Here is an 11758-nt window from a genome sequence, read left to right as displayed (position 1 = left end):
GGTTACGGCGGTCATAGCGTGGGGGAAACGCCCGGTCCCATTCCGAACCCGGAAGCTAAGACCCACAGCGCCGATGGTACTGCATCCGGGAGGATGTGGGAGAGTAGGTCACCGCCGGACAATATTTGAATAATCAGGGGGAGCCCGTACCAGTGTTGGTACGGGCTTCACTTGTTTAACGCCCGCAGCCGGACCTGTGTTTGCCCCGCCAACGGACGTCAAACACAGGTACCGGACACCGGCGTCGTGCTGTATGGCCTGCGGCCGGGACAATCCAGTTCTTCCTGGTGTCGAGGCTCACCCTCAATACAGGCAGGACAGGGCCTGTGGAATCGGCGCCAGGCGGGGCACTGCACTAGAATTACCCTGAGGCGTGACCGCCTCCCCTATCTTTTACATCTTCATTACAGGTACATAGTGACGAGCGACTGCAGTAATTCCGTTGGTCGGCTCACGACGAGAGGAACTCAGCAGCATGTCAGAGCAAAATAACAGGGATCAGCGAGGCAGCGACGCCCGCAGCAGTAGTTCGTCAGACCGCCGCGATGACCGCGGACGCCCCGCCACGAATGACCGCAACGCGCCCAAGCGCTTCGAAGACCGTAAGCCGTCCTTCGGCGGCCGGCCCGCCCGCGACGGCGAACGCAAGTCCTTTGGCGATCGTGGGGCATCTTCGGACCGCAAGCCGTATTCGAAGGACCGTAAGCCGTCCTTTGGTGACCGTCCCGCGCGCAGCGACGACGATCGCCGGCCCGCCCGCGATGGAGAGCGGAAGCCCTTCTCGGAGCGCAGCGGTGAGCGGAAGCCCTTCGGCGACCGCGGGGACCGTAAGCCGTCCTTCGGCGGGGATGACCGCCGTCCTGCACGCAATAGCGAAGGCAGGCCCCCCGCCAGCAGCCGTTCCGAACGGGATGACCGCGCCAGCCGGGGGAGCGATGATCGTCGTCCGCCGCGTGATGGTGAGCGTAAGCCTTTCTCGCGTGATTCCCGTCCGCCGCGCGACAACCGTCCGCCGCGTGACGGCGAGCGTAAGCCGTTTGGTGACCGTGGCGATCGTAAACCTTCGTTCGGTGGCGATGATCGTCGTCCCGCACGTGATGGTGAGCGTAAGCCTTTCTCGCGTGATTCCCGTCCGCCGCGCGACGGCGACCGGAAGCCGTCGTTCTCGCGTGATGATCGTCCGCAGCGTGACAGCCGTCCGCCGCGTGACGGTGAGCGTAAGTCCTTTGGTGACCGCGGCGATCGTAAACCTTCGTTCGGTGGCGATGATCGTCGTCCGCCGCGTGATGGTGAGCGTAAGCCTTTCTCGCGTGATTCCCGTCCGCCGCGTGACGGCGAGCGTAAGCCGTTCGGTGACCGTGGCGACCGCAAGCCGTCGTTCTCGCGTGATGACCGGCCGCAGCGCGACAGCCGCCCGCCCCGCGGCGACCGGCCCGCATACGGCTCGGACCGCCCGTCCTCACGCGGTGACGACGCCCCGGCCGCTGCTCGTCCCCGCAACGCCAAGGATCTGCGCAGCGCCAACCGCCCCGACCGCGAGCGTTCTCCTGAAATCGACGAGGACGTCACAGGTCAGGAGCTGGACAAGGTCACCCGCGCCCAGCTGCGCAACCTCGAGGAAGTCAACAGCGAGTGGGTTGCCAAGCACCTGGTGATGGCCGGACGCCTGATCGACGACGAGCCTGAGCTGGCATTCCAGCATGCCCTGGCTGCCAGCCGCCGCGGCGGACGCATGGCAGTGGTCCGCGAGGCTGTCGGCCTGACGGCTTACGCCGCCGAGCACTTCGGCGAAGCGCTGCGCGAGTTCCGCACCTACCGTCGGATCAGCGGCTCCAATGCCTACCTGCCGATGATGGCCGACTGCGAACGCGGTCTCGGACACCCGGAAAAGGCACTGGACATGGCCCGGTCCGAGGACGCCAAGGACCTGGACACCGCCGGCCAGGTGGATCTGGCTATCGTCGTCTCGGGTGCCCGAATGGACATGGGCCAGTTTGATGCCGCAGTTGCAGCACTGGAAATCCCGCAGCTGGACCGCAACCGGGCCTTCTCCTACAGCCCGCGCCTTTTCCGTGCCTACGCCGACGCGCTGGAAGTTGCCGGCCGCAGCGAGGAAGCGCAGAAGTGGCAGAAGCAGGCCCTGCGCGCTGACGAAGCCCTGGGCTTCGGCGACTTTGCAGAGCCGGAAATCTTCGACCTCGTGCCTGAGGAAGAAGAGCGTCCCAAGCGTCGCCCCGAGGCCCGTGAGGACCGCTCCGGCGCGTACTTCGCACCCGCCGAAGAGGCTCCGAAGGATAACCTCGACCCGGCGGACGACGTCGACGCGCTGCCCACGGACGAGCAGGAAGGCCTGCTCACCGAGGACAGCGACGTAAATGACGACGGCGAGGCCGTGGAGGTCGTAGTGTCTGACTTCAATTACGACGACGACGAGGAAACCCCTCGTGAAGACGCCGACGAGACGGAGCAGCAGCGCACTGATGGCTAATCCTTCACTGGTCTCCGGTTACGACGCGGTCTTTTCCGACCTGGACGGCGTCGTCTACGCCGGACCGCACGCTATTCCGGGGGCCGTGGAGGCCCTCGGCAGGCTTGCCGAAGTCTCGGTCCAGCTTGCCTACGTCACGAACAACGCATCGCGCTCTTCGGAAACCGTTGCCGCCCACCTGCGTGAACTCGGAGCCCCCGCAACGGCGGAAAATGTCTTCGGGTCCGCGCAGGCTGGTGCGGAGCTCCTGGCAACCAAAGTGGCACCGGGGGCCAAGGTCCTGGTGACCGGCAGTGCAACCCTGGCTGCCGCCGTCGACGCTGTGGGGCTGGTGCGCGTTGCCTCGGCCGATGACGCGCCCGACGCCGTCATCCAGGGCTTCGATCCTTCCCTGGGCTGGGCAGACCTGGCAGAGGCGGCCTTCGCCGTCGGGCGTGGAGCTGTGTGGGTGGCTACAAACACCGATCTGTCCATCCCGCAGGCCCGCGGCATCGCGCCCGGCAACGGAACGCTCGTGGCCGCCGTCGGCGCCGCTACGGGGCGGGTTCCCTTCGTTGCCGGCAAGCCCGAGGCGCCGCTGTTTACGACGGCGGCACGCCATCTGGACGCCACCCGTCCCCTCGTGGTGGGGGACCGGCTGGACACGGACATCCTGGGCGGCACCAATGCCGGCTTTGATACCGCGCTGGTGCTTACCGGCGTCGATACCCCGCTGACGGCACTTGCCGCACGGACTCCGGAGCGGCCGGTGTACCTCATCGAGAACCTCGAGGCACTTTTTGAGCCGTATCCACTGCCCGTGTTTGACGAAGGGCAGTACACCTGCGGTGCCGCCGTCGCACGGGTGGAGGACACCACCGTCCTGATTGCGGGCGATTCCTCCGACCTGAACAGCTGGCGCGCTGCCTGCGCCGCCTGGTGGGCCGCCCGGCCGGACGTCCAATCAGCCGAGGCTCCCGAGATTCGCTGGACTGTCACCGCCCACGGCTAGGCTTCCACCAGGAGCCCTACCCACCATCAATGCATCCAGCATGCAACCGCAGGAGGAAGACCGATGCCTGAATTCCAGCAGCCGGCACCATGGCCGCAGACACCGGTCGCGACCGACGACGCCGCCGTTGATTCGCTCCTCGACGCGCTCACCCCGCTGGCAACTGCGCCGGCGGCCGCACACGCGGCGGTCTACACCGAGCTGCATGACGCGCTGCTCACTGAACTGAACACGGAACCTGCTGCTGCACCTTCACCGGCGGCACCCCCGGTGCCCGGGAACCGTACCGGGACAGCGGGCTAGGCATGCCTCGACTCGACCAGGAACTGGTTACCCGGGGGCTCGCACGCTCACGCACCCAGGCCGCCAAGCTGATTGCCTCAGGGCGGGTGCTGCGTGCAGGGAAGCCGGCGGGCAAGCCGTCTGCACCGGTGGATGCCGGCGAAGTTCTTGAAGTGCTCGACGACGGACTGCCGGACTATGTCAGCCGCGCCGGACACAAGCTGGCCGGTGCCCTTGCTGCTTTCCCGGCCGTTCAGCCGCAGGGGCTGCGCTGCCTCGATGCAGGGGCCTCCACCGGCGGGTTCACCGATGTCCTGCTGCGCTCCGGCGCCGCCCACGTGGCCGCCGTCGATGTCGGCCACGGCCAGCTGGTGGAAGTGCTGCGGCAGGATCCGCGGGTGAGTGTCTACGAGGGCATGAACGTCCGCTATCTGGACCCGGAGGACATTGGGGGAACAGTCGACCTGACTGTCGCGGATCTATCCTTCATATCCCTGACAATGGTGGTGGCCCCGTTGGCGGCTGCCACCCGCCCCGGCGGAAGCCTGCTGCTGATGGTGAAACCCCAGTTCGAGGTGGGCCGTGAGAGGCTGGATCGAACGGGAGTAGTCACCGACCCGCTCCAGCACCGTTCGGCGGTCACTTCAGTGGCGGCCGCAGCCATCGGGGCAGGACTGACGGTCGGAGGCATTGCCCCGAGTCCGCTTCCCGGACAGAACGGCAACGTGGAGTTCTTTATGTGGCTGCAGGTGCCCGAAGCCGCTGCCGCCGCGGGCGGCACAGCGGCTGCTGCCGCCGCAGTCAAGCTCGTTGACGCGGCGTTTGACGGGTTTGCCGGGTTTGCGGCACCGAACCCGGCCGTAGAAGACTGACGGGTGGGCATGCCGCAGGCATTCCACCCGTAAGACGAAGAGGATGAAGACGCAGATGAGCAGACGGATACTGGTCCTGGCCCACACCGGACGGCGGGCCGCCATGACCGCTGCCCAGGAAGCCTGCACCCAGCTTCATTCATCCGGGCTGATTCCGGTGATGCGGCGGAGCGACCTCGAAGATATCCAGGCCGAATACGGAGTGCTCACGGCCCCCACCGAAATCCTCGACGAAGACGTTGCCCTGGACAACGTGGACCTGGGGATGGTGCTTGGCGGCGACGGAACCATCCTGCGGGCAGCGGAACTGGTGCGCGGAACCAACGTCCCGCTGCTTGGCGTCAATCTGGGGCACGTGGGCTTCCTGGCCGAAAGCGAACGCGCCGACCTCGCCCAGACGGTGCACTGGGTCGTCGAGCGTGCCTACACCGTTGAAGAACGCATGACCATTGACGTTAAGGTCTGGCACGGCGGCGAGCTCCTGGCCCGTACATGGGCCCTGAACGAGGCAGCCGTGGAAAAGGCCGACCGCCAGCGGATGCTCGAAGTGGTTATTGAAGTGGATGCCCGCCCGATCAGCTCCTTCGGATGCGACGGCGTTGTGCTGGCCACGCCCACCGGTTCGACCGCCTACGCGTTCTCGGCCGGCGGCCCGGTGGTCTGGCCCGAAGTTGAAGCACTGCTGCTGGCACCCATCAGCGCCCACGCCCTGTTTGCCAAGCCGTTGGTGGTTTCGCCGACGTCGGTTTTGGCAGTGGAGATCCTGACCCGCACGGATGCTTCCGGCGTGCTCTGGTGCGACGGCCGGCGCAGCATCGACCTTCCGCCGGGATCCCGCGTGGAGGTGACCCGGTCCAGGACACCGGTCCGGCTGGCACGCACGCATCTCACCCCGTTCTCCGAGCGGCTGGTCCGTAAGTTCCAGCTGCCCACCCACGGCTGGCGCGGCCCGGCGCCGGTTCCCGCCACCGGGACCCAGCTCAGCCCTGCATCGGACCCAGCGGCCCGGCGCGGAAACCCCGTGGGCAGCGGTGCGGAAAACGCCGGTGCAGGAAAAGACGGCGCAGCAAGTGACAGCCCGGATGCCAGGGACCCAGCAGTTTCGGACAGCGGAGGCTTTGTCGAATGATCGAGGAAATCCGGATCAGGGACCTCGGCGTTATTACCGACGCCACCCTGGACTTAGGCCCTGGCTTCACCGTGGTGACCGGTGAGACCGGCGCGGGCAAGACCATGGTGATCACCGCCCTGGGTCTGCTCCTGGGTGCGCGTTCCGACGCCGGTGCAGTCCGCATCGGCGCCAAATCCGCCGTCGCCGAGGCGCTCGTGCATGTGGATCCGCGGAGCGCTGCAGCGGTCCGTGCGGGTGAGGCCGGTGCCGAGCTTGAAGAGTACGACGGCGCCGCCGAACTGACGCTGGTCCGTACCGTCAACGCCGACGGCCGCAGCCGTGCACATGTGGGCGGCCGCTCGGCACCCGTGGGGGTATTGGCGGAAGTGGGCGAGCACCTGGTGGTCGTCCACGGACAGACCGACCAGCTGCGCCTGAAGAGCGCGGCCGCCCAGCGGGAGGCACTGGACAAGTACGCCGGTGCCCCGCTGGCGGCCGAACTCGGCACCTACCGCGAGGACTACACCCGCTGGCGTGCCGCGGCCAAGGAACTCGCCGAGCTGCGGGACCAGGCGCGGGACCGGCTGCGGGAAGCCGAGTACCTGACGGCAGCACTTGAGGAAATCGAAGCGGTGGATCCGCAGCCGGGGGAAGACGATTCCCTCAAGGCCGAGGCCATGCGGCTGAGCAACCTCGAGGAACTGCGCACCGCGGCCGTGAGCGCCCACTCCGCGCTGATCGCGGACGACTTTGCCGACGGCGGCGACGCCACCTCGCTGGTGGACGCCGCCAAGCGGCAGCTGGAATCGGCGGGGGAGCACGATCCGGCCCTCGCCGCCTCCGCCCAGCGCCTGGCCGAAGTGGGGTACATCCTCGCGGACATCGCCACCGAGCTCGCCAGCTATGGAGCGTCCCTGGACTCCGAGGGACCCGAACGGCTGGCCGAAGTGGAATCCCGCCGGGCGGAACTGGCCGGCCTGGTCCGCAAGTACGCCCCCTCGATCGACGGGGTCCTGGAGTGGAGCGGCGAAAGCGCCAAACGGCTTGCCGAGCTCAGCTCCGATGACTCCCGGATCGAAGCCCTGGAAGCGGAGATCGGTACCCTTGCCGAACGCCTGGCGGCCCGCGGAGCGGCCCTGACCAAGCTGCGGACGGAAGCAGCAGCCGAACTCGCGCAGCGGGTCAGTGACGAACTCACGGCGCTGGCCATGAAGGACGCCAACCTGGTCATCGAGGTGGAACCCACGGGGGAGCCGGGGCCGCACGGTGCCGACAGTATTTCCTTCCTGCTCGCACCGCACCCCGGCGCACCGGCCCGGCCGCTGGGCAAGGGCGCCTCCGGCGGTGAGCTGTCCCGCGTGATGCTGGCAATCGAAGTGGTCCTGGCCGCGGTGGACCCGGTCCCCACGTTCATCTTCGATGAAGTGGACGCCGGCGTCGGCGGTAAGGCCGCCGTCGAAATCGGCCGCCGGCTGGCCATGCTGGCGAAGCATGTGCAGGTGATCGTGGTGACCCACCTGCCCCAGGTGGCAGCGTTCGCCGATCACCACATCCGCGTGATCAAAACCTCCACGGCCGCCGACGACGGCTCGGGCGTCACCGCCAGCGACGTCCGGGTGCTGGGCCAGGAGGAGCGGATCAAGGAACTCGCCCGGATGCTTGCCGGGCAGGAGGACTCGGCGTCGGCCCGTGCCCACGCCGAGGAACTGTTGGATTCGGCGGGACATCTTCAGTGAAGTCCCGAAGGAACCCAGACACAGGTCAAACCCGAAACGACAAAAGGTGATAGGCTCGAACTCCGTGGTGCAGCGATCAAATTCCAGGTTTCCCAAGTCGTCTTCTACGACCAAACACATCTTCGTCACCGGTGGCGTGGCGTCCTCACTCGGTAAGGGACTGACAGCGTCAAGTCTCGGCCATTTGTTGAGGTCGCGCGGCATAGCGGTGACCATGCAGAAGCTCGATCCGTATTTGAATGTGGATCCGGGCACAATGAACCCCTTCCAGCACGGCGAAGTCTTCGTGACCGATGACGGCGCCGAGACGGACCTCGACATCGGCCACTACGAGCGGTTCCTTGACGAGAGCCTCGACGGCTCCGCCAACGTAACCACCGGCCAGGTGTACTCGACGGTTATCGCCAAGGAACGCCGCGGCGAGTACCTCGGTGACACGGTCCAGGTCATTCCGCACATCACCGACGAGATCAAGCGCCGGATGCGCCTGCCCTCCGAGGCGAAGAAGACCCCCGACGTCATCATCACCGAAATCGGCGGCACGGTAGGCGACATCGAGTCCCAGCCGTTCCTCGAAGCGGCCCGCCAGGTCCGCCAGGACATCGGCCGCAGCAATGTCTTCTTCCTGCATGTTTCCCTCGTGCCGTACATCGGCCCGTCCCAGGAACTGAAGACCAAGCCGACCCAGCACTCCGTGGCTGCCCTGCGGTCCATCGGCATCCAGCCGGACGCCATTGTCATCCGCTCGGACCGCCCGGTGCCCGATGCCATGCGCAACAAGATCGGCCGCATGTGCGACGTCGATGTTGATGCCGTCATCGGCTGCCCGGATGCCCCGAGCATCTATGACATCCCCAAGACGCTCCACTCCCAGGGCCTGGACGCGTACATCGTCCAGCACCTGGACCTGAAGTTCAAGGACGTCAACTGGACCAAGTGGGACCGCCTGCTTGAATCCGTGCACAACCCGAAGCACCACGTGGACATTGCCCTCGTCGGCAAGTACGTGGATCTGCCGGATGCATACCTGTCCGTCACGGAAGCACTGCGTGCCGGCGGCTTCGCCAACAAGGCCAAGGTCAACATCCGCTGGGTTCCTTCGGATGACTGTGACACCCCCGAGGGTGCGGCAAAGGCCCTGGCCGGCGCGGACGCGATCTGCGTTCCCGGCGGCTTCGGCATCCGCGGCCTTGAGGGCAAGCTGGGTGCCCTGACCTACGCCCGGGAGAACAAGCTTCCGACGCTGGGCCTGTGCCTTGGCCTGCAGTGCATGGTCATCGAATATGCCCGCAACGTGGTGGGCCTGGAAGGCGCTTCCTCCTCCGAGTTCGAACCGGATACCCAGTACCCGGTGATCGCCACCATGGCGGAGCAGAAGGACATTGTCGCCGGCGGCGGCGACATGGGCGGCACCATGCGCCTGGGCCTGTGGGACGCCAAGCTGGAGCCGGAATCCGTGGTTGCCAGGACCTACGGCAAGACGGAGGTGGCCGAGCGCCACCGCCACCGCTACGAGGTCAACAACCAGTACCGCGACCAGATTGCCGACGCCGGCCTGGTGTTCTCCGGAACCACCACCGACGGCGGCCTGGTGGAGTTCGTCGAGCTTCCCGCCGACGTCCACCCGTACTACGTCTCCACGCAGGCACACCCGGAGCTCAGCTCCCGTCCGACGCGGCCGCACCCGCTGTTCGCCGGACTCATCAAGGCTGCCCTGGCCCACCAGAGCGGCAGGGCCTAGCCATGGCACAGGGGTTCGCTGACGCACAAAGCCCGCGCCCGCTGCTGGAATCGGAAACGGTGTACAGCGGTCCGGTGTGGGACGTGGTCAAGGAGAAATTCCTCCTGACCGACGACGGCGAACCCCTGGTCCGTGACTACATTGCCCACCCCGGCGCCGTGGCCATTTTGGCGATGAACGACGCCGGGCAGGTGCTGCTGATCAACCAGTACCGGCATCCGGTCCGGATGACCCTGTGGGAAATCCCGGCCGGACTGCTGGACGTGGACGGCGAAGACTTCCAAGTCGGTGCTGCCCGCGAGCTGGCTGAGGAAGCGGACCTGCAGGCCGCCGAGTGGCAGGTCCTGACTGACCTGTTCCTCTCGCCGGGATCCTCCCGGGAAGCCCTGCGGATCTACCTTGCCCGCGGCATCTCCGAGGTTCCCGAGGACCAGCGGCACACCCGGACCCATGAGGAAGCCGAAATCACCACGGCCTGGGTGGACCTGGATGCGGCCGTGCAGGCGGCGCTGCAGGGACGCATGCACAGCCCCTCCGCGGTGGCCGCCGTCCTGGCCGCCGCCGTCGCCCGCGGCAACGGGTACCGCGACCTGCGGCCCGCCGATGCCCCGTGGCCGGAGCACCATTCCCAGCACCCCTCCTGGGCCAACGGCCCGGTTCGCTAGGAACCGAATGTCCGGCGCCGACGCTGATGCGAGTTTCCCGAACAACGACACCATTGCCATAAACCTGCACGGCTCCCTGAACCCCACCCTTAAGCTGGACCTGGAATCCGAAGAGGCCCGCCGGCTGCGCGACGCAGACCTGGCCGAGCTGGACCGGACCGGTTCGCTGCAGCCGCCGCAGGCCTCAACGCCTGCACCCAAAACGGCGTCCAAGCCCGCAGCCCCGGCGCGCTCCCGTGCCGCGACCATGGTCTCGGCGGCGGACGAACTGCGTTCCACCCCGGCCGGCCGGGCCATCGGCAGCTACCTGCAGCACATGGCAGTGGAACGCGGCCTGGCCGTCAACACCATGGATGCCTACCGCCGGGACCTGCTGCGCTATGCACGTTTCCTGGATGCCAGGGGAGTGGAGGACATTTCCCGCATCACCCGGCACGACGTGACGGCGTTTGCCCAGTCGATTTCCGAAGGGTCCGACGGTGCCTCGGCCCTGAGCGTGCGTTCGGCGGCGAGGACCATTGTCGCGGTTCGCGGACTGCACCGCTTCTGGGCGCTGGAAGGCATGACCGCCGCCGATCCGGCGTCGGACGTACACCCGCCCATGCCGGGCAAGCGCCTGCCCAAGGCCATCAGCGTCAATGAGGTCACCCGCATCCTCGAAGCGGTGTCCCTCGATACGCCTTCCGGGCTGCGGGACCGTGCGCTGCTCGAGTTCCTGTACTCCACCGGTGCGCGTATCAGCGAGGCCGTGGGCCTGGATGTGGATGACCTGTCCCTGGAACGCATTCCGGCCAAGGGCCCGGACGTGGTGCGGCTGTTCGGCAAGGGTTCGAAGGAACGGTTGGTTCCGCTGGGCTCCTATGCCGCCCGTGCCCTGGACGAGTATCTCGTGCGCGGCCGTCCGGCTGCCTCGGCCAAGGGCAAGGGCACTCCGGCCCTGTTCCTGAATGCCCGGGGCGGACGGCTCTCGCGGCAGAGCGCCTGGACCATCCTGAAGAATGCCGCGGAGAAGGCGGACATCGGCCGGGATGTTTCCCCGCACACGCTGCGGCACTCGTTCGCCACGCACCTGCTTGAAGGCGGGGCGGATGTCAGGGTGGTGCAGGAGCTGCTGGGCCATGCCTCGGTGACCACCACCCAGGTCTACACACTGGTAACGGCCGAAACCCTGCGCGAGGTCTACGCCGCAGCCCACCCGCGGGCACTGTAGTGGAGTTCCGCGCCTCTGCGGTTGTCCTGTGCTTCCTGTTCCGGGAGACACCGGACGGCCGGCAGGTGCTGATGGGGTTGAAGAAGACCGGTTTCGGCCTTGGCCGGGTCGTCACCCTGGGCGGCCATATCGAACACGGAGAAACCCCCGAGCAGGCCGCGGTCCGCGAGGTGGAAGAGGAATCCGGCGTCGTCGTCCGTGAAGCGGATCTGCAGCGGGCCGGCACCATCGAGTGGATCTTCCCGGCAAAGCCCGGCCTGGACATGTCCACGGTACTGTTCCGTGCACACCACTGGGACGGCGAACCGGCGGAGTCTGGCGAGATCCTTCCGGCCTGGTATCCGGCCACGGAATTGCCTTACGCCAAGATGTGGCCCGATTCGGCCCTCTGGATGCCCCGCCTCCTAGCCGGCGACTTTTTCAACGCCGTCATCACCATCGCTGCCGACAACGTCAACGTCTCCAGCGTCGTCTTTTCCTAGCCAACGAATCGCCCGGCGCTAGAGGCAACGGGACCGGCATAGGCAGCCTCGGTACGTGCGGGGACCCCGATGAGGCGGCTGGAGAACCACAGGGGACCCCGGATAAGGCGGCTTTAATATTCCCTGCGAGCTCTGCGAGCGGGGAATTTCGTTGCCGCCGTTCCGGGGCCCCCGACGGGA

The 11758-nt window shown here is 67.0% G+C and carries 10 protein-coding genes and 1 rRNA gene; all 11 read left to right on the top strand.

Annotated features, from left to right (window positions below):
* Positions 1 to 3 precede the first annotated feature (3 nt).
* The 11 genes from rrf (at position 4) to LOC60_RS15755 (ending at position 11578) form a co-directional block, all read left to right on the top strand.
* A 5S ribosomal RNA gene (rrf, locus tag LOC60_RS15805) occupies positions 4 to 120 on the top strand.
* A gap of 355 nt (positions 121 to 475) precedes the next feature.
* A complete protein-coding gene (locus LOC60_RS15800) occupies positions 476 to 2488 on the top strand; it encodes a hypothetical protein (protein ID WP_230026639.1) in 2013 nt (670 codons plus the stop codon).
* Positions 2481 to 3479, top strand: a complete 999-nt coding sequence (locus LOC60_RS15795; protein WP_230026638.1) for an HAD-IIA family hydrolase — start codon at positions 2481 to 2483, stop codon at positions 3477 to 3479. The genes LOC60_RS15800 and LOC60_RS15795 overlap by 8 nt, the downstream gene beginning before the upstream one ends.
* Positions 3480 to 3542: 63 nt before the next feature.
* The gene (locus tag LOC60_RS15790) at positions 3543 to 3782 is read left to right on the top strand and encodes a hypothetical protein (RefSeq protein ID WP_230026637.1); all 240 of its coding nucleotides are present in this window, start codon (positions 3543 to 3545) and stop codon (positions 3780 to 3782) included.
* Between the two features lie 2 nt (positions 3783 to 3784).
* Entirely contained in the window at positions 3785 to 4633 is an 849-nt protein-coding gene (locus tag LOC60_RS15785) for a TlyA family RNA methyltransferase (protein ID WP_230026636.1), read from the top strand.
* A gap of 55 nt (positions 4634 to 4688) precedes the next feature.
* Positions 4689 to 5762: an NAD kinase gene (locus LOC60_RS15780; protein ID WP_230026635.1), complete on the top strand. Its 1074-nt coding sequence runs from the start codon at positions 4689 to 4691 to the stop codon at positions 5760 to 5762.
* Positions 5759 to 7480 (top strand): DNA repair protein RecN, encoded by a 1722-nt coding sequence (recN, locus tag LOC60_RS15775; RefSeq protein ID WP_230026634.1) that lies wholly within the window; start codon positions 5759 to 5761, stop codon positions 7478 to 7480. Before LOC60_RS15780 ends, recN begins: the two co-directional genes overlap by 4 nt.
* Before the next feature lie 46 nt (positions 7481 to 7526).
* Positions 7527 to 9221, top strand: coding sequence for a CTP synthase (locus LOC60_RS15770; RefSeq protein ID WP_331460845.1), 1695 nt, complete (start codon positions 7527 to 7529; stop codon positions 9219 to 9221).
* Between the two features lie 2 nt (positions 9222 to 9223).
* Positions 9224 to 9886, top strand: a complete 663-nt coding sequence (locus LOC60_RS15765) for an NUDIX domain-containing protein (protein ID WP_230026631.1) — start codon at positions 9224 to 9226, stop codon at positions 9884 to 9886.
* Positions 9887 to 10133: 247 nt separating this feature from the next.
* The gene (xerD, locus tag LOC60_RS15760) at positions 10134 to 11096 is read left to right on the top strand and encodes a site-specific tyrosine recombinase XerD (RefSeq protein ID WP_230026648.1); all 963 of its coding nucleotides are present in this window, start codon (positions 10134 to 10136) and stop codon (positions 11094 to 11096) included.
* A complete protein-coding gene (locus tag LOC60_RS15755; protein WP_230026630.1) occupies positions 11096 to 11578 on the top strand; it encodes an 8-oxo-dGTP diphosphatase in 483 nt (160 codons plus the stop codon). Before xerD ends, LOC60_RS15755 begins: the two co-directional genes overlap by 1 nt.
* The last annotated feature ends 180 nt before the right edge of the window (positions 11579 to 11758 follow it).

Origin of the sequence: Arthrobacter sp. zg-Y769 (assembly GCF_020907405.1) — a bacterium.
GTDB lineage: Bacteria > Actinomycetota > Actinomycetes > Actinomycetales > Micrococcaceae > Arthrobacter_B.
Note: the sequence above shows the minus strand (reverse complement) of the source record. Positions and strands in the feature narration are given on the sequence as shown.

Bases quoted from the DNA above. Each gene is read 5' to 3' on its own strand.
- recN (WP_230026634.1), top strand. From the start codon at position 5,759: ATGATCGAGGAAATCCGGATCAGGGACCTCGGCGTTATTACCGACGCC.
- LOC60_RS15765 (WP_230026631.1), top strand. From the start codon at position 9,224: ATGGCACAGGGGTTCGCTGACGCACAAAGCCCGCGCCCGCTGCTGGAA.
- LOC60_RS15800 (WP_230026639.1), top strand. From the start codon at position 476: ATGTCAGAGCAAAATAACAGGGATCAGCGAGGCAGCGACGCCCGCAGC.
- xerD (WP_230026648.1), top strand. From the start codon at position 10,134: ATGGTCTCGGCGGCGGACGAACTGCGTTCCACCCCGGCCGGCCGGGCC.
- LOC60_RS15790 (WP_230026637.1), top strand. From the start codon at position 3,543: ATGCCTGAATTCCAGCAGCCGGCACCATGGCCGCAGACACCGGTCGCG.
- LOC60_RS15795 (WP_230026638.1), top strand. From the start codon at position 2,481: ATGGCTAATCCTTCACTGGTCTCCGGTTACGACGCGGTCTTTTCCGAC.
- LOC60_RS15785 (WP_230026636.1), top strand. From the start codon at position 3,785: ATGCCTCGACTCGACCAGGAACTGGTTACCCGGGGGCTCGCACGCTCA.
- LOC60_RS15780 (WP_230026635.1), top strand. From the start codon at position 4,689: ATGAGCAGACGGATACTGGTCCTGGCCCACACCGGACGGCGGGCCGCC.